Genomic DNA, 16,851 nt, shown 5'->3' with positions numbered 1-16,851 from the left:
CGCCGCCGCACCGGCGGGAGTCGCCCCCGCCGCCATTGACGGCGCTCCCCTCCCGGTCGCCGCCCCCCCGGCCACCGGCATTGAAAAGTGTTGCGAAGTCCTCGACAATTGCCGCCGCAAGTTGTGCAACACCCCGTTTGGCCAGATGCTCAACAGCATGACCAAACCGGTGAGCGCCCTGACCGGCGGGGTGATTCCCACATTCTGCCCCGGAACGCCGGGACTGGATGATCTGATGAAGCCGGGGGTGATGGGCGAATCAGCCGCCATCACCAAGGACGCGGCCGAAGCCAAGGCCCGCCGGGCCGCCGTGCGGGTGCTGGGCACGGTTGACTGCCGATACTACCCGGAGGTCGAGGGCAAGCTTCTCGCCGCCCTGCGAACCGACGGCAGCGAGTGCGTGCGCTATGAGGCCGCCCTGGCCCTGAGCCACGGGTGCTGTTGTTCCAAAAAGGTGATCGACATTCTGACGATCTGCGTGGACGGCGGCGAGGAAGACGGCGCCCCGGCCGAGCGATCAGACCGCGTGCGGGACACGGCCATGATCGGCCTGCAACGCTGCCTCTCCTGCGTGAAGGTGGTCGAGGAACCGACTGTGTTGCCGGACCCGGACAACAAGATTCCGGACCCTGAAATCGACGCACCCAAGAAGAAAGACGGCCTCCCCAAGAGCAAGGACGAAGGCACGTCGAAGCCGAGTTCAAACAAGGCCGACCAGAAGACCGTCGCGAAGGCCCGCGAGGTGATCGCCCGGCATCAGGCGGCCCTGCAACAAGCGGCCCTCGCCGCCCCGGCGGTCAGCCCGGCCCACAGTGTGTTTGAAATGTTCAAGTACGCTGAGGACGGCCCTTCGATCTCCTCGACGACCACGACGGTGACCTCCGCCCCGGTGATCGTCGCCACGCCGGCCTCGCAAGACGGCCTCCGGGCGGCCCGGCCGGTCAGCCCGATTCAAGCCCGGCCGATGCCGATGCCGACGGCGGCTCCGGTGGTCCCGGCCCAGCCGAGGGTTCAGGCCCAACCCCCGGCGATTCAATCGACGGTGATTCAGTCCGCCCAAATCGAAACGCCGGTGATCCTTCCCCCGATGAACACATCCGGCGGAACCGGCCCGGTGATCCCCGCCCAAGTTCCGGCCGAACCGCTCCCGATGCCGTCGGCCATCCCCGAGCCGACCATCATCCCGACGGCCGCGACGGCCCCGGTTGTGCCGGAAACCCCGAAACTGCCCGCGATCCCGATGCCCCCGCCCCCCGCCGTGGAACCGGAGGCCAAGCCGGTCCCCCCGGTGATTATCATCCGCCCGCCGTCCAACCGGGTGCCCCTGCCGACCAACCCGTTCCCGGACTGACCCGGCGAGAACCGTGAATCAAAGTATTGGCTTTATTTTCCCGGTCTGAAGGACCGGTTAATCCAGACCGGTCCGTGAGGGCCGGGCGAACGATGGCCGGAGCCTCGGTCAAAGGGTGCCGGTAATCGGCCGGTGTCGGGTTCCCGGCCCTCACGGACCGGTCTGGATTAACCGGTCTTTCAGACCGGGAATAGTCCCTTACTTCTTCACTTCCGCCACTCGCTTCATCACCATCAGTTGAATGTTCTTTTCCACATCGCCCTTGAACTCCGTGGGGCGGTCGGCACCGTCGCGGCCGAAGCAGAACTTCATTTTGTCGCCGTCGATCTCAATGATGCCTTTCACAACCAAATCCTTGGGTCCCTTGTCCGGTTTGATGTCGAGGGTGGCCGGTTTCTTTGTGAAATCGACCGTGTAGGAGGCGGAGTCATCGCCCCGTCCTCCTTCCTTGGCCCGGCCTTCCTCCACAATCACTCTGCCCTCGGCAAACACGATCCGGACGCCTCCCTTTCCCAATTCCTGCTTGGGACCGGAGGCTTCCGTGAGTTCCCACGTTCCCTCCAGTTTGGGGGCCGCCTTGGGGGTTTCCTTGGGGGCGGGGGCGGCGAGCGTCAGGGCCACGCCAAGCAGAAGGGTGTTCAACATCGCTTTCTCCGGGGGAGGGTTCTTGTCTTTCGTCGGGGCACAACAGATAGTACGCCGGTGGCGGCCGGGGATTTTGTCAAGAATCTGGCAAAGGTCTTTCGCCCTATACTATCCCACATTCGGAACTGACAGCCATCAAAATCGATCCGGGAATGATGCCATGAGAACGCTGATGTGTTTGCTCGCCCTCGCCGGGCTGGCCGGGGGGGCCGAAAAGACGGAGTTGGCGGCCGATGGTTTGAAGGAACCCTTCGGGCTGGCTTTCCTCGGCAAAGACGTGATGCTCACCGATTACGGCGGCCATCGGGTGATCCTGATTTCCCCCGAAGGCAAGACCACCGTTCTGGTCGGCGGCGGCAAGGCGGGAATGGCCGACGGGGTCGGCGAGGCCGCCAGTTTGAACGGCCCGCATAATCTGTCCATGCTTCCCGACGGCCGGGTTTACATCGCGGACACGATGGGCCATCGCCTTCGCCTGCTTGACCCAAAATCAAAATTACTCACCACTGTTGGCGGCGGCGAGAAGGGTTTTGCCGGAGATGGCGGGCCGGTCTCTCAGGCGAAGTTCGATCAGCTTTACCATGTGGCGGTTTCGCCCAAGGGGGATGTCCTCTTCATTTGTGATCTCGGCAACCGCCGGATCAGGCAGGTGGAATTGACAAAGTTCACCATCACCACGGTCGCAGGCAACGGCAAAAAAGGGGTCCCCGTGGATGGCGAACCGGCCGTCGATCAGCCCCTTGTGGACCCGCGGGCGGTGGAACCGGACGCCAAGGGGCGGTTGTGGATTCTGGAACGCGGCGGCCACGCCCTCCGGGTGGTGGAGAACGGGAAGATCCGCACCGTCGCCGGAACCGGACAGGCCGGTTTCGCGGGGGACGACGGCCCGGCCCTCAAGGCGAAGCTGAACGGCCCGAAGAACCTGTTTGTCACCCCGGCCGGAACCGTGCTGATCGCGGACACGGAGAATCATTGCATCCGGGAATACGACCCGACGACGCAGACCATCAAGCGGGTGATGGGAACCGGCAAAAGCGGGAAAGGGGAGGCTGGCGGCCTTCCGACGGAAACGGCCCTCAAGCGGCCCCACGCGGTGGCACTGGATGCCACCGGAACGATGTATGTCTCCGACAGTGACAACGGCCGGGTGTTGAAGGTGGCCAAGAACGAGCGGAAAGAATGAAACGATCAGTGATTAGAGTACTCCGCACGCTCCGCGTGCGGGACCTTGACCCGTTTCATCATCCGGCCACCGGGCAAGTCCCATCCGCACGCGGAGCGTGCGGAGTACTCTGGTCCCTGACCGTTCATTCTTTCCGCTCGCTCTAAATAAAAAAAGACTTCGGGGAATCGCCCGAAGTCTTTGGCCGTCGCCGGATCGAAACAACACACGCACCGGAGGAGAAGACCCGGAAACGACGTGGACGACCGACACGGGATTCAGGAGGCCGCTGCCGTGGTCGTGGCGGCTTGCGGGGGGCGTTGCTGATTCAACGGCAGAAGTTCCTGGCGGTAAATCGGCACATCCCGCGGAGCTTCAATGCCTAGGCGGATTTTGCCACGATCAATATCGACGACGGTGATACAGATGGATTCCCCGATGTAAATTTTTTCACCGAGTTTCCGGCTGAGAACCAACATAATGTCTCCCTCCGGTTGACAGTACGCATGTGTGTGGTGTTATCTCAAAGGCAAACATAATGCATGAACCACCCCCAGGCATACCTCGCCTCCCCCATTTTGAAGCGATTCACCACCCCCGGCGGGTGTCATGCGCCGCAAGCGCGTTATGCGCGGCGCATTCGGAACCGGATGGCCGGGCCGAAGGGGTTGTAAATCAACGGGTTATGGCGCGGCCGACCGGCCCCTCGGGGAACCGACGCCATCGGCGAAACCCACCCTCGCGGCAACACCGGAACCCCGGATGACCTCACCCTTCCTGCCCGAGCCGGAAACCGATCTGGTCTGGACCGGCCCCAGCCTCCGCGCGTTGCTGCCGGCGGCCTCGATCTTGCTGCTGACATCGGTCATCCTGCTCTCGGCCGGGCCGTGGCTGGCCGGCAAACTCGGCGTCGAACACGAATGGGCGACCTTTCTGCTGTTCTGGCTGGTCGTGATTCTCTGGGTGATCGCCTGCGGCCGCTGGATGTACCGGGGTTCCAGCTACATCTACCGGCTGACCGACCGGGCGATCCATGTGGACTTCGGCTTCATGCACCCTCCCGTGCCGGGGATTCCCCTCGGCGACATCACGGGACTGGACGAGCGGCCGTGGGCGTGGTGGTTCATGAACGTCGGCACGGTCATCATTCGGTCAGAGGACCGGCCGCCGGTGTTCCTCCCCGGACTGGCCCGGCCGCGATTGCTGATCGAACAAATCTCTCTTGCAAGGAACCGGGAACGAGCATCATGAAAAACATCGTCGTGTTCTGCGGGTCGGCCGCCGGAAGCCAGCCTGTTTATGCCGAAACGGCCCGGCGAACGGGCGAGTTGATCGCCCGCCGCGGGCATGGCCTCGTGTACGGCGGCGGGCACGTCGGCCTCATGGGAACGGTCGCGGATGCCGCCCTGAACGCCGGGGGAACCGTCATCGGCGTCATCACCGATTTTCTGATGGCGAAAGAAGTCGGCCACGGCGGCGTGACCGAGTTGATTGTCGTTCGCTCAATGCACGAGCGCAAGGCCGAAATGGCGGTGCGGGCCGATGCGTTTCTGGTGTTGCCCGGCGGCATCGGCACAATGGACGAGTTTTTCGAGATCTGGACCTGGGCGATGCTCGGCGACCACGCCAAGCCCATTGGCGTGGTCAACACGGAAGGCTATTACGACGGCCTTTTCGCCTTCGCCGACCACATGGTGGCCCAAGGCTTCTTAAAGCCGAAATACCGGGAACTGGTGTTAGTGGGCGACACGCCCGAAAGCGTGCTTGACCAGTTCAACCTGACGGAAGGAGCGATCACGGCGTGAACAGTTCGGCCGGGTTGCCCGACCGCCAGTAGCTTTGGCCGGTTTCCGAACGAACGGGAATCTTCCAATCCGCCGAATAGGAAGCCGGATCGCCCAGGCACACCCGGAACGTCGATTCATCCCGCCAGAGGTTCGTCGGCAGCCCGGCCTCGACGGCCAGCCGCAACATCTCGCGGCATTTGGCCCGCATCTGCTCCGGTTCGGGATGCCACGGGATACTCGTCCCGGCCGGCCGGGAGATGGCCCATGAATAGAACCGGGCGGCCCACAGATACATTTGCGGATCGGCCGGCGCGGAACGGATCAGCCGTTCCACATTGGCAAACGTCTCCGCCGGGGGAAGCTGCCGGGCCATCGCGGCCCGCATTTGCTGGAGATACACCAAGTTCCCCAAGGCCATCCAATTGTCCGGCTTGCGGGTCAGCGCCTCCCGCAAAATCTCTTCGGCCATCGCGTCCTGCCGGCGCTGCACGGCCACATAACCCTGCACCACCCGCACGGTGTCGGGGGCGTAGCCCGTGGTCGCCAGTTGTCGCAGCGTCTTTTCGGCGGCCGCCCAATCGCCAACCTTTGTCAGCGTCCACGCATACAAGGCGACGCTCGGGCCGTCGTTCGGCCGGATGCTGATCGCCGCCTCCAATTCCGGCCGGGCGTTGATGAAATTGCCCTGGGCCACCCGCACGCGGGCCAGTTCCACCCGCAGATCCGCGTTGTCCGGTTGATCCTTGGCCGCCTGGGCCAGATGAATTTCCGCTTCCGTGAACTGGCCGTTGACGCGGGCCTCGTGGCCGAGCGTCGCGTGATCCACCTGCAAAATGGTCGATTCCCGGCCGGCGCGGGCGGAGGCCATCCAGCCGACGGCGCTGAAAAGTCCGATGGAGGAGGCGATCACCGCCGTCCGTCCCGTCGAACCCGACAGGAATTGCGACACCTTCTTCTGCGTCGAGTAACACCGCCGCAAGGCGAGGGCGACATCGGCCGCCGACGCGGGCCGTTCCTTCGGATTGAAGGCCAGACACTGTTCAACCAACCGGGCGAGCCGGGCAGACACATCCGGGTTTCGCTCGCGGATCGGCCGGACGCCGAGCTTTTGCTTCGACAGAATGCTCGCGGCGACCTCGCGCACAGAGCGGGACTTGGGGAAGCGGCCGAACGGGTGGACGCCCGCCAGCATTTCGTAGAGCATCACGCCGAGGGAGAAGATATCCCCGTGTTGATTCATCAGGCTGGCCTGATCGGCCGCCGTCGCGGAACGGACGCTTTCCAAATGTTCCGGCGGCATGTACGGCAGCGTGCCGCCCAGCCGGGACTTGGTGTTGCGGGCGTCGGTCGCCAGATTGAAGTCCAGCAACCGGGGCTGGCCGTCCAGCCCGAGAAGCACATTGGAAGGCTTCAAGTCATGATGAACAAAGCCGCTGCGGTGGACGGCCGAGAGAGCCTCGGCCATGCGGACGCCGAGCCAGATGATGCCATCGACGAAGCTGGCTTTCTTCAGGAAAGCATCCGGCGCCAGTTCGGGCGGGTTCGGGTCCGACGGCTGCCGGTTTCGCCGGGCGGCCTCCAGAATGACGGCGGCGGCGCGCGGCCGATGATGGGCCTCCGAATCTTCCCGCATGGGGAAGGCCACTTCCAGCAAGTCTTCGAGCGTTGAATTGCCGTGATACGGCATCACGATGATGAACAGGCCGCTCATCGTGTCATGTGGCGCGGACAGCACCGAGACGACGTTCTTGTGTCCGAGCTGGCCCAGAACGCGGGCCTCGTCGCACTGCTGCCGGGACAGTTTCACCACCACCGTGCGGTCAACCGTTTCCTCGCGGGCGAGATACACCCGGCTGAACGCCCCCTTGCCCATCGAGCGCAGGAGGTTGTAATCCCCGATGCGAATCCCCGCGTCAGGCCAGCCGCCGGACGCCGTGGTGAAGGACGAGCCAGAACCGGGGGCCGAACTCTTCGGCTGCTCCATCAGCGGAGGCGTCACCGCTTCCACCGGCGGCGGGGTGGCGGGCATCTGAATGGTTTGCGGAACCGGAGGAGCGTCCGGCAAAAGTTCGTCCGGCTTTTCCCGGAGGGATTGCTGGGCGAGCAGACGGCCGAGGGAGACGTAATACTCCGGAAACTTCCGGCAGAATCCCTCCAGGTCGACTTGCTCCCCGCCATGCACCCGGAGCCAGTATTCGGCAAAAGCCAAGTCAAGAACGGCGGCCTTGTCCTCCGTCAGACCCGGATGAAGGGCAAGCGCCGCCCGGGTGTCCGGGGTTTCCCCCTTGGTCCACCGTTCGATGATGTCGGCGGCAAGTTGTCGGACGTTCGGCGATGGCGTTGGCATGCGTGCCTTGGAGTGTCTTCTGGCGGACAACCGGCCATACGGGGGGTGGCGGGTTGGCAGGTTGCGGGTCGTCAATGAGGATGCCTAGATCAAAACCCGGACACGCACGACCAAAAGAGACAGAATGACCGGACGACTTCCTTGATTACGGCTGAACACTTCACCGGGAGTAGAATTCCGACGGCGCCGGTGTCATTTTTCGGGTGGAGCGTAAACCTTTCCGCGAGATATGGGTTTCATCCCTGAACATAATTTTTGCGCGTCAAGGTGATGTGAAGAAACCAACATGAAACGCCTGATGATGATGGCCGTGCCGGGATCGGGCCTGATTTCTTTCGTTGTTTGAGCGACTCGACACGGACAAGGATGGCAAACGGGCCGCTCACAGGTTTTGATGTTGCGCCTTGTTGGTTTTCGTGGTTGGTTTTGGTATTGGCGAGCCGAGCAGCGTAAGCTGCCGGGTGGCTTCCGGTGGTCGAGCCGCCTCCCCTTTACTCAGCCGGACTCGAACCCGTGGCTGAAGCATCTTCCCTGCCGGAAGCCACCCGGCAGCTGACGCTGCTCGGCTCGCCAATACCAAAACCAACCTCTGAAAACCTCAACAAAGCACAACATCAAAACTCACAGGCAGCCCTGATAGTTATTAGTTCACTCGCATCAATATCGGGTGTTCTCATCAACGCCCGGCCATTCGTCGCCGCGCATGACCAATCAATCCTGCAACCACATCTGTCGGTTTCGACATGTTTCGCATGAGAAAACCACCCGCTTGCCGGGCTTCGCATCAACGCAAATATCGGCGTAAATTACGCAGCCATTCGGGCAAAGATACCTCCGCGCAAGGCTAAAAAACACGGGCGTTTCGAGGGTGCGGGAGAAAATGAACGAATCATGAACATCAGAGAGAACCAACCATGAAAAGCTTCGCACTCGTCCTCGGCCTGGGCCTCGCAACCCTCGGCCTGACCAACCCGGCCTCCGCCCAACAGCCTTGTTACTCCTACCCGGTGGTCTACAGTCAAAGCGCCCCGGTGTGTCAGCCGGTGTGCCAGCCTGTTTGCTCCTCGCAAACGGTCAGCGTCAGCTACCCGGTCGCCAGCCAGGTCTTTTACTCCAGCAGCGCCCCGGTGACCTGCACGCCAGCCTGTGTCACCACCTCTTGCACGCCGACATGCTACACGACCTTCCGAAGCTGCGGATACCCGGTTTACCGGCACACGTTCTTCGGATGCCACACCCGAGTGTACTACCACCACTCTTGCTGCCGATAACCCGGATTTGATTGCCACAACGGCCAACGGTGTGACACCAAGACTCAAAAGACCAGCTTCGGTCGCCGGGTTCCCTCCCGCTCCGGCGTGCTCCAATGTGACGGACGAAAACTGATCCGAGAGACGAGGCCCGATCACCCGGCCGTTGTTGAAAATCAACATCTGTGGAAAATCATAAAGGAGGCGGCGAGGGGCTGAACAAGTCCCTCGCCGCCTCCTTTTTCAACGCGCGAATAAATCAACGGCCAGCCGGCCCGCTCACTTTTTGGCGGCGCCGGAGAGTTTCAGATCCCCGGTCACCTGACCGGGTTTCACCTCAACAGTCAACGGCGTGGACTGGGCGTTTTCATAGACGCCCGGCAACACGTTCACCGCCAGCCCCATCATCTTCAGTTGGGTGGTGTCCATCCCCTCGGTGTTTACCTTGGATTTGCCGTCTTTTTTTGGCTCGTATTTCACCACGGTCACCCGATACGCCCCCGGCGGTGTCTTGACCGTGGCGGGCACAACAATCTCGTAGGTGCCGTCATCCTTGGATTTCCCGTGAAATGCGTTTATTTGCGTTTCCTGCGGAATGAAATATTGAATGTCCGCGCCGCCGACCGGTTCGTCATTGAGAGTGACTTTGCCGCGGATGGTGAGCGACGAGCCTGCGTCTCCGCAGCCCGACAACGAGACCGCCAATGTCGCCATCAACAACGCGACGCCTACGTGCGAACGCATGCCAGAAAACTCCGGGTGGTTGGAAGAAAAAGGAACAGACCCGGCCGGCGAACCGGCGGCCGGATCAACAAGGAAGCCGATGCGAATCAAATTATTCCGTGATCACTTCCGAGCCGGCCTTGGTGGCATAAGCCACCTGGACCGACAGGGTCATGGTGTCCCGGATAAACCGGACCGATCCGTCGCAAAGCACAAAGTTCGCGCCCCCGGTGTGGCGGCTGCTGAAAACCCAGGCATACGCGCAGGCCGGGCCTTTGGTGCATGTCGGATCGGCTTTTGCATTGATGGCGCCATACTGCGAGCTTGCGTAGATGCGCCCGTGGACCGACGTGTGGGTGCCCGCGCCCCAGTAAGGCCCGTAAGTCGCGGAAGTTCCCACGCCGTCCTTGATTTGCAGGCATTCGCCGATCCCCAGCGTGTTGCTGGTCCCGTCGGTGATGTCCGCGATTTTGGTTTTGCTGTTGTTGCCGAAGGCCCCCGCGCCGGAGGCGCTGTTTGAGGAGGGCTGGTCGTAATCCGTGTAGGCTCCGGAAGAAAGCAGGTAATTGCTCCGGCGCGCGTTCGACCGGGCGTAGAAGCCGTTGCCAGTTTCATTTTCCACCGGGGGAGACTGGTCGGACGGGCAACTAAAGACGGACAACAACGTGCCCACGACCGTTTGGTTGTTGGCGCTGACCGCCGCGGCGGCCAGCGGGTTTCCATAGGCCGTGGAATTGCTGGACTGGCAGGTGAAATCGTAAAGCTTGTAAAGGTTGTCCTGCTCAAGGTAGGGCAGCATGTACACGAATCCGGTGTGGTTGTACACCGTGGTGGTGTTTGCTCCCGTGGTATAGTCCGGGAAACTGCCGTTGATCCGGCCGGAATTCACCAAAGCCGGCGGAAAATAACCGTTGACATCGTGGAAGTTCTGAATCGCGAGCCCTTGCTGCTTCAGATTGTTGGAACACTTCATCCGGTTGGCGGCCTCGCGGATCTTTTGAACCGCCGGCAACAACAACCCGATCAGGATCGCGATGATCGCGATGACAACGAGGAGTTCAATCAGTGTGAACCCCCGGCGTTGGGGCAAAAACCGTGACATGGAAACTCTCCCGGCAAAACACAACGAATGGGAAATAGGAACCTTGTTGAATGGAGAGAGAACCGGGTTGAGTGGAGAGGAAACCGGTTTATGCCCGGCCGAAGAGAGAGAATGGCCGGATTTTCTGGAGAGGTGAATAAAAGGTAACCGATCACGTCTATCAACACCAGCAAAAAAACTCCGAAATTTGAAGTTTCCGAAAGCAATCGATCACTTTCGCCAGGCATCCGGGTTTGTTTTGCCTTTGTAACAACAGCCTTCATTTCACGCTCCGACAACTCTTTCAGCTTGCATTCCCCGGCGGGTTGGCGGTAACCTCTTTATTCGGCGGGCACACTCACAAATCACCCCGCCTCCGGGTTATGTTTTCGTTCACCACATTTCAACATGAGGTTGGCATCTGATGTCACGCACATTCTCTTTGTCGAGGCTGTTGATTGCCCTGATGCTCTTGGCCCTCCCTTCGGCCGTTCGCTCCGAAGAACCCGCCCGCGCCGCCAAGCCGTCCGATCTGATCGTTGATGTGAAACTGAATGACGACAGCGTCATGAAGCTCAAACTCGCCGAGGATCGCGTCGAAATTCTCACCAAGTATGGCAAGCTCGCCATTCCGGTCGCGGACATTCGGAAAATCGAACTTGGCCACCGCGTCACGGAGGAGATGGCCAAACAGATCGAGCGGGCCGTCTCGGATTTGGGCAGCGCCCAGTTTCGCACGCGCGAGGAGGCGGGAAACCTGCTGGTGAGTTTCCGGGAGAAATCGTATCCGGCCGTGATGAAGGCCACTCAGTCAACCGATGCCGAGGTGGCCAAGCGGGCCGAGGAAATCATCGAGAAGATCCGGGCGGCGGTCCCGGAAAACAAGCTCAACATCCCGGAGCTTGACCTGATCGTGACCGATGATTCCAAGTTCAGCGGCAAAATCCTGGCCCAGCAATTTAAGGTGAAGTCCGCCACCTTCGGGGACGTGAGCTTGAAACTGGCCGACTTGGTTTCCATCAACATGGGGCCGACGGTGGACGAGCGTGATCTCGCCAGCGCCCTCCCCGACCCCGGCTCCCTGACCAACCTGCAAAAGGATGTCGGCAAGACATTCCTGTTCAAGGTGACCGGGGCTCTCAACGGATCGGTGTGGGGCACGGAAACTTACACGCTCGACTCCACGCTGGCGGCCGCCGCCGTCCACATGGGAATCGTCAAGGTCGGCCAGACGGGCTATGTGCGCGTCACCATCTTCGGCCCGCTGCAAAATTTCGTCGGCTCGACCCGCAACGGCGTGACCACCGCCAACTACCAAGCCTATCCGGGGGCGTACAAGATTCACACCAAGGCCGGAAACTGACTTGTTGGTGCAAAATCAAGCCACCGCATTTGCAAATGATCCCAAGAGCCCCGCTGCGTCAGCGGCGGGGGTGTTTTCGGAGCGTGAGGGCCACCCCCACCGCTGACGCAGTGGGGCTCTTGAACATCTCACACAGAATGGCTGTTGAATTTGCATCAATTCAACAAGACCTGCCGAAACAATCCAATTCGTTCGCCGACTCGCGTGAAAACCCAAATTTTTCACACGATCATCGGTCGCTCCAACAACCCCTCCAATCAAAGCCGAGATTCAACATGTTTCTGATTATTACTTTCGGGAAAACCGTCCTGCGCCATTGTTGAATATTCCTCTCGCCGAAGTATTTTTCGAGAAATTATGTTTTGCATCTTGCCGATTGGACTTGTGCTTTCACATGAATTTGAGATAAGTTGAAATCGGCGGGTGAATCCTCTCTCCCTTCCGCCGATTGATCGTGACCTCTCATTTTCGTTCGCCACATTTTCTCGGAGGTTGACACGCCATGTTGTTGCGCACTCACGTTTCCGCGCGCCTTTTGGCCCCGATTTTCGTCCTGTCCTTGTCGGCCGTCGCCCGTCCGCAAGAGTCTGTCCGCGTCAGCAAACTGCCCGAACCGGTCGTGGACGTGAAGTTGAATGACGACAGCATGGTGAAACTCAAGCTCTGCGAGGAGAGCGTTGATTTCCAAACCAAGTTCGGCAAGCTCGCCATTCCGCTGGCTGAAATCCGCAAAATCGAGTTCGGCCATCGCGTGTCGGACGAAATGGGCAAGCAGATCGACCAGGCCGTGGCGAACCTCGGCAGCCCGCACTTCCGCACACGGGAAGAAGCCGGCATGACGCTGCTGAACCTCCGGGACAAAGCCTATCCCGCCCTCGTGCGGGCGACGCAGGCGACCGACGCCGAGGTGGTCAAACGGGCCGAGGAAATCGTCGAGAAGATCAAGGCGATTGTCCCCGAGAACAAGCTGAACCTGCCGGAATTTGACGTGATCGTGACGGATGATTCACGCATCACCGGGAAGATTCTTTGCCAGCAAATCAAGGCGAAATCGTTCACCTTCGGGGACGTGAGCCTCAAGCTCGCGGACACCTCGGCCATCACGATCCTCTGCGCGCTGGACGAAAAAGAACTGGCCAGCGCCCAGCCCGACCCCGGCTCGATGACCGGCCTGCAACGGGAAATCGGCAAGACCTATCTGTTCAAGGTGACCGGCTCCGGCGGCGGGCCCTTGTGGGGCACGGACACTTACACGCTTGATTCGTCGCTGGCCGTCGCCGCTGTTCACATGGGCGTTCTGAAAGTCGGCCAGACCGGCTATGTGCGCGTCACCATTCTCGGGCCGATGGCCAACTTCACCGGTTCGACCCGCAACGGGCTGACCAGCTCGAATTACCAGAACTATCCGGGGGCGTTCAAGATCCACGCCAAAGTCAACTGACCGGCCTCTTGCGTTTTGGTCTTCTCGCGGCGTATGCTGATGACATGAGACTTTTCGCTCTCGCCATCGCGTTTTGCATCCCGGCCTTGGGTTTTGCCCAGGGACCGAAAGAACGCGAACCGTTTGAACTGGCCGTCGATCAGGGTGTCGAATACCTCGCCAAATCGCAAAACGGGGACGGTTCTTGGAACTCCGGCCGCCAGTTCGGCGGTTTCGGCAACAATGGCGGCCAGCGCGACCCGGCCGTGACCGCCCTGTGCGTGATGGCGTTTCTCTCCTCCGGGCATGTTCCCGGCGAGGGGCGTTATGGCGACGCCATCGAACGCGGCATCCGCTTTGTGGCCAGCCAGCAACAGCGCAACGGCATGTTTGCCGCCAGTCAATTCGGCATGACCCAGATGTATTCCCACGGCATCTGCACCTTGATGGTCGCCGAGGCAGTCGGGCTGATGCCCGACCGCCGGATGGCGGAGAGTCTGCGAACCCAACTGGTCCTGGCCGTCCGGCTCATTCGCTCGGCCCAATGTGTTCTGGCGGAAAACACCGGCGGCTGGCGTTACACCCCCGACGGGCGCGACGCGGACATCAGCGTGACCGGCTGGCAGGTGATGGCCTTGCGGGCCGCCCGGAATGTCGGTTGCGATGTGCCCGCGGAGACGGTTGAAAAAGCCGTCGGCTACATCAAGCGATGTTACGACCCGCAAGTGGGCGGCTATCGGTACACCCGCTATTCAGCCGTCACGGTTCCCTGCACCGGCGCCAGCATCCTTTCGCTGGAACTATGCGGAAAAGAATATCACGCCTCCGATGAGTCGTTGCGGGCCGCCGGATATCTGCTTCGCAAAGAAAACATCCTGAACCAAGCCCGGCCGCACTTCTTTTACGGCATCTATTACACATCCCAAGCCATGTTCCAGATCGGGGACGATCCGGGCAAAGCGGGCGAGAACAAGAACCCGAACAACTACTGGCAGATTTACCGGCAGGTTCTCCATTTCCTGTTGTTAAAACAGTATGCCCCGAAGGCCGGCGGCTTCTGGCAAAGCGCCTCGGCCGACGACAACATGGCCGGAATCAACTATTGCACGGCGATGGCCATTCTCGCCCTCACCGTGGAATATCGTTACCTGCCGATCTACCAACGGGGCCACGAATCGGACGAGCGCGAAGACAAGCGATAAGGCAATCCGCCCGGCGTCCGGCCTCGTCTGCAAAAATATTCTCCCAAACGGCGATCCGTCATGATGCGTGCCGTCTACCTCTCTTTGTGCCTCGCGGCCGCTGTGTCGGCCGCCGAGAAACCGGCGGTTGTCGAACTCTTTGAAGACGATGCCAACACGCTGATTCCCCAACTGGCTAACAACGGCGAAATCGATTCGGGCGGGGGAAAAATCGAGGCGATCAAGACTGATGTGTTCGCCGGCAAAGTCTCCCTGCGGGTCGCCCCGATTCAACGCTTCTCGCCGAAATTGAAGGGATGGGATTTTCCCATCGTCCAAAAGCCCGGTCCCGGCGAGTATCGGCTTGTCCGCTTTGCCTGGAAGAAATCCGCCAACACATCGGTGATGATCCAATTCTGCTCGCAAGACATCGATTGGGGACACCGGTACTTTTCCGGCCCGAACCCGCCGGACTGGCCCGCCAAACAGTTGTCCTCCGAATCGCCCCGCGAGTGGGTCGTCGTCACACGCGATCTCCATCAGGATTTCGGAACGTTCAACTTAAAAGGCATCGCCTTCTCCCCGATGGCATGGGGCGGGTGGGCGTTGTTCGATCATGTGGTGTTGGGCCGCACGCTTGAAGACCTTGACAGGCACACGCTCGCGATCCTGAAGGACACGCCCCTTCCCCCGAAGCTGACTGCCGGGCAACTGGAAGAACACTGGAACAACCTCGGCAAACGGGACGACACAAACGCAATCTGGCAGTTGACGGCCCACCGGGATCAAGCCGTCGGACTGGTGGAACAAAAACTGGCCGGGTGGAAGCCTGACGCCCGGCCCGCCTGGGATGCCGCGAAGGCCAGGCAACTCATCGAGGAGGCTGGCCATCACCGGTTTGTGGTCCGCGAGTCGGCCTCCCAAGAACTGATGAAACTCGGCGACGGCGCTCTCCCCCTGTTGCGGGAGGCCATCAACCGGGCCGAGGGAGAATCGAAAGTCCGGCTTCAACTCGTCCTGAAAAACTGGTCGGGGGCGGCCGCCAACGACCGTCTTCGGCTGGAGCGTTGCCGGATGGCGTTGACCGCCGCGGACACCCCCGAGGCCAAAGCCTTGCTGGTCCGGGTGAACATCCTGCTCGAAGACCTCTCGGGGAAAAAACCATGAACCGGATGTCGATCCTCGCCGGATTGTTCCTGACGGCGAATCTCGCGGTCGCGGACATCGGCCTCCCCAGAGGCCGGCATTTGCCCGGCAAACAGCCGCTGCCGCCCAATGATTTGCGGGGTGTTCCCACAATCGTTGCCGCCGTTCCGCCGCATCCCTCCAAGGCGGCCGTCGTGGAACTTCTGGAAGACGACGCGGCCTGGCTCGCCCGGCAATTGAACCGGAACATGGCCCAGTCTGAACGGGACAAACTGGGCCGCGCCGACCCGTGGGGAGAGGACTGCTATTCCGGCGGGGCCTGCCTGAAGGTGGCCGGAATTCAACGATTCACCGAACAAGTTCCGGGTTGGGGCTATCCCGTCGTCGAAAAGCCGGCGCCGGGGGAATACCGCTTCATCCGGTTTGCCTGGAAAAAGCCGGAAACCCTCGGCCTCCGCTTCGCCTGGCAACGGCCGGAAGACACCGGAATCATGGTGCAATTGTGCGTTTCAGGAATTGACTGGCATCGCTACTACGCTGGGACAAACAAAGTCGGGTATGCCCCCGCTTTTCAGGTCGGCGCCAATCCCCCGAGGGAATGGGAAGTCGTCACGCGCGATCTCTACGCCGATTACAAGGCACCCCACACAATGACCGGTTTTGCATTCACTTCAATGGAAGGCGTGGCGCTGTTCGACCATGTGTACCTTGGCCGCACCATCGAAGACCTGGACAGGGTGACCAACGCCGCCAAGATCGGCTTGCGAAAGGACCGGCTGACGGACGACGAACTGGCCGCGAACTTCAAAAACCTGTCAAGCGAAGACGCCAGCCTGCGCAATCCGGCCATCTGGGCCATGAGCCGCGATGCGGAAGGTTGCTTGCGCCATTTGAAAACGAACGTCAAGATTCCCGACCCGGCCGAGATCACCCGGCAAATCCGGCGGTTGATCGCGGATCTGGATTCGCCCCGTTTCGCCGTCCGCGAATTGGCCGTCAAGAAACTGGATGAACTCGGCCTCGCCGCCATGCCGCATTTGCAAGAGGCGATCCGGCAGCCAAACCCCTCGCCGGAACTCGTGGAACGGGCAGTCAAGTTGGTGGAGAAACACAAACTCACCGAACCCACGCTGTCAAACCCCGCCACCCGAACGCTACTCTCGGCCATGCACATTCTGGAACAGGCCGAAACCCCCGAGGCCCGCGCCCTGCTGGAACACATGGGCAAAGCGATCAACGAACCCGTGGGGGCTTCCGAAAACGCGGCCGCTCTGGAACGACTGGCGAAGCGGATCAAGAAGCAAACAAGAGAAGACTGACCGCGGCTTGTATTCGCCCCAAGGGGGCGCTCGATAATAGCCAGGGGCAGAAGCCCCTGGAACCCGTCATTTTAAA

15 protein-coding genes and 1 pseudogene are annotated in these 16,851 nt (G+C 61.0%); 11 read left to right on the top strand and 5 right to left on the bottom strand.

Going from position 1 to position 16,851, the window contains the following annotated elements; genetic code table 11:
- Positions 1-1,351, top strand: a pseudogene (locus tag BGIM_RS54560) (hypothetical protein); the annotation flags it as partial.
- A gap of 198 nt (positions 1,352-1,549) precedes the next feature.
- Here the strand turns inward: BGIM_RS54560 and BGIM_RS0137725 are convergent.
- The gene (locus BGIM_RS0137725) at positions 1,550-1,996 is read right to left on the bottom strand and encodes a TIGR03067 domain-containing protein (RefSeq protein WP_020474796.1); all 447 of its coding nucleotides are present in this window, start codon (positions 1,994-1,996) and stop codon (positions 1,550-1,552) included.
- A gap of 160 nt (positions 1,997-2,156) precedes the next feature.
- On the opposite strand from BGIM_RS0137725, the gene BGIM_RS54555 reads away from it, so the two are divergent.
- Positions 2,157-3,179, top strand: a complete 1,023-nt coding sequence (locus tag BGIM_RS54555) for an NHL repeat-containing protein (protein ID WP_020474795.1) — start codon at positions 2,157-2,159, stop codon at positions 3,177-3,179.
- Positions 3,180-3,436: 257 nt separating this feature from the next.
- Here BGIM_RS54555 and BGIM_RS54550 read toward each other — a convergent pair whose 3' ends face one another.
- Complete coding sequence (locus BGIM_RS54550; protein ID WP_020474794.1) at positions 3,437-3,637, bottom strand: carbon storage regulator; 201 nt, start codon at positions 3,635-3,637, stop codon at positions 3,437-3,439.
- A 283-nt stretch (positions 3,638-3,920) separates the two neighbouring features.
- Between BGIM_RS54550 and BGIM_RS0137710 the strand changes: the two genes are divergently transcribed.
- Positions 3,921-4,409, top strand: a complete 489-nt coding sequence (locus tag BGIM_RS0137710; protein WP_157369730.1) for a hypothetical protein — start codon at positions 3,921-3,923, stop codon at positions 4,407-4,409.
- Positions 4,406-4,963 carry an LOG family protein gene (locus BGIM_RS0137705; protein ID WP_020474792.1) on the top strand — a complete coding sequence of 186 codons (558 nt, stop codon included), beginning with the start codon at positions 4,406-4,408 and terminating at the stop codon, positions 4,961-4,963. Before BGIM_RS0137710 ends, BGIM_RS0137705 begins: the two co-directional genes overlap by 4 nt.
- Here BGIM_RS0137705 and BGIM_RS0137700 read toward each other — a convergent pair.
- A complete protein-coding gene (locus BGIM_RS0137700; protein ID WP_020474791.1) occupies positions 4,953-7,292 on the bottom strand; it encodes a serine/threonine-protein kinase in 2,340 nt (779 codons plus the stop codon). The genes BGIM_RS0137705 and BGIM_RS0137700 overlap by 11 nt on opposite strands.
- Positions 7,293-7,805: 513 nt before the next feature.
- Here BGIM_RS0137700 and BGIM_RS63965 point away from each other — a divergent pair.
- Together BGIM_RS63965 and BGIM_RS63960 are read left to right on the top strand one after the other, a co-directional pair.
- Positions 7,806-8,048 (top strand): hypothetical protein, encoded by a 243-nt coding sequence (locus BGIM_RS63965; protein ID WP_157369729.1) that lies wholly within the window; start codon positions 7,806-7,808, stop codon positions 8,046-8,048.
- A 158-nt stretch (positions 8,049-8,206) separates the two neighbouring features.
- The gene (locus BGIM_RS63960; protein ID WP_157369728.1) at positions 8,207-8,563 is read left to right on the top strand and encodes a hypothetical protein; all 357 of its coding nucleotides are present in this window, start codon (positions 8,207-8,209) and stop codon (positions 8,561-8,563) included.
- Positions 8,564-8,821: 258 nt separating this feature from the next.
- On the opposite strand, the gene BGIM_RS0137695 is transcribed toward BGIM_RS63960, so the two are convergent.
- Entirely contained in the window at positions 8,822-9,286 is a 465-nt protein-coding gene (locus BGIM_RS0137695; RefSeq protein ID WP_157369727.1) for a hypothetical protein, read from the bottom strand.
- A gap of 91 nt (positions 9,287-9,377) precedes the next feature.
- Positions 9,378-10,367 carry a DUF1559 domain-containing protein gene (locus BGIM_RS0137690; RefSeq protein WP_020474789.1) on the bottom strand — a complete coding sequence of 330 codons (990 nt, stop codon included), beginning with the start codon at positions 10,365-10,367 and terminating at the stop codon, positions 9,378-9,380.
- A 403-nt stretch (positions 10,368-10,770) separates the two neighbouring features.
- Between BGIM_RS0137690 and BGIM_RS0137685 the strand changes: the two genes are divergently transcribed.
- The 5 genes from BGIM_RS0137685 to BGIM_RS0137660 all read left to right on the top strand — a co-directional run bounded on the left by BGIM_RS0137685 (position 10,771) and on the right by BGIM_RS0137660 (position 16,775).
- Positions 10,771-11,709, top strand: coding sequence for an LCCL domain-containing protein (locus BGIM_RS0137685; RefSeq protein ID WP_020474788.1), 939 nt, complete (start codon positions 10,771-10,773; stop codon positions 11,707-11,709).
- A 502-nt stretch (positions 11,710-12,211) separates the two neighbouring features.
- Positions 12,212-13,150 carry an LCCL domain-containing protein gene (locus BGIM_RS0137675; RefSeq protein ID WP_020474786.1) on the top strand — a complete coding sequence of 313 codons (939 nt, stop codon included), beginning with the start codon at positions 12,212-12,214 and terminating at the stop codon, positions 13,148-13,150.
- A 44-nt stretch (positions 13,151-13,194) separates the two neighbouring features.
- The gene (locus BGIM_RS54540) at positions 13,195-14,331 is read left to right on the top strand and encodes a prenyltransferase/squalene oxidase repeat-containing protein (RefSeq protein ID WP_052640173.1); all 1,137 of its coding nucleotides are present in this window, start codon (positions 13,195-13,197) and stop codon (positions 14,329-14,331) included.
- Between the two features lie 60 nt (positions 14,332-14,391).
- Positions 14,392-15,477: a hypothetical protein gene (locus BGIM_RS0137665; protein ID WP_020474784.1), complete on the top strand. Its 1,086-nt coding sequence runs from the start codon at positions 14,392-14,394 to the stop codon at positions 15,475-15,477.
- A complete protein-coding gene (locus tag BGIM_RS0137660; protein WP_020474783.1) occupies positions 15,474-16,775 on the top strand; it encodes a hypothetical protein in 1,302 nt (433 codons plus the stop codon). Before BGIM_RS0137665 ends, BGIM_RS0137660 begins: the two co-directional genes overlap by 4 nt.
- The last annotated feature ends 76 nt before the right edge of the window (positions 16,776-16,851 follow it).

This window comes from Zavarzinella formosa DSM 19928 (genome assembly GCF_000255705.1).
Lineage (GTDB): Bacteria > Planctomycetota > Planctomycetia > Gemmatales > Gemmataceae > Zavarzinella > Zavarzinella formosa.
The sequence above is the reverse complement of the archived record's forward strand: the minus strand, read 5'-3'. Positions and strand labels throughout refer to the sequence as shown.

Excerpts from the sequence above, each read along its gene's own strand:
- BGIM_RS0137725 (WP_020474796.1), bottom strand. The coding sequence starts at position 1,996 with ATGTTGAACACCCTTCTGCTTGGCGTGGCCCTGACGCTCGCCGCCCCC.
- BGIM_RS54555 (WP_020474795.1), top strand. The coding sequence starts at position 2,157 with ATGAGAACGCTGATGTGTTTGCTCGCCCTCGCCGGGCTGGCCGGGGGG.
- BGIM_RS54550 (WP_020474794.1), bottom strand. The coding sequence starts at position 3,637 with ATGTTGGTTCTCAGCCGGAAACTCGGTGAAAAAATTTACATCGGGGAA.
- BGIM_RS0137710 (WP_157369730.1), top strand. The coding sequence starts at position 3,921 with ATGACCTCACCCTTCCTGCCCGAGCCGGAAACCGATCTGGTCTGGACC.
- BGIM_RS0137705 (WP_020474792.1), top strand. The coding sequence starts at position 4,406 with ATGAAAAACATCGTCGTGTTCTGCGGGTCGGCCGCCGGAAGCCAGCCT.
- BGIM_RS0137700 (WP_020474791.1), bottom strand. The coding sequence starts at position 7,292 with ATGCCAACGCCATCGCCGAACGTCCGACAACTTGCCGCCGACATCATC.
- BGIM_RS63960 (WP_157369728.1), top strand. The coding sequence starts at position 8,207 with ATGAAAAGCTTCGCACTCGTCCTCGGCCTGGGCCTCGCAACCCTCGGC.
- BGIM_RS0137695 (WP_157369727.1), bottom strand. The coding sequence starts at position 9,286 with ATGCGTTCGCACGTAGGCGTCGCGTTGTTGATGGCGACATTGGCGGTC.
- BGIM_RS0137690 (WP_020474789.1), bottom strand. The coding sequence starts at position 10,367 with ATGTCACGGTTTTTGCCCCAACGCCGGGGGTTCACACTGATTGAACTC.
- BGIM_RS0137685 (WP_020474788.1), top strand. The coding sequence starts at position 10,771 with ATGTCACGCACATTCTCTTTGTCGAGGCTGTTGATTGCCCTGATGCTC.
- BGIM_RS0137675 (WP_020474786.1), top strand. The coding sequence starts at position 12,212 with ATGTTGTTGCGCACTCACGTTTCCGCGCGCCTTTTGGCCCCGATTTTC.
- BGIM_RS54540 (WP_052640173.1), top strand. The coding sequence starts at position 13,195 with ATGAGACTTTTCGCTCTCGCCATCGCGTTTTGCATCCCGGCCTTGGGT.
- BGIM_RS0137665 (WP_020474784.1), top strand. The coding sequence starts at position 14,392 with ATGATGCGTGCCGTCTACCTCTCTTTGTGCCTCGCGGCCGCTGTGTCG.
- BGIM_RS0137660 (WP_020474783.1), top strand. The coding sequence starts at position 15,474 with ATGAACCGGATGTCGATCCTCGCCGGATTGTTCCTGACGGCGAATCTC.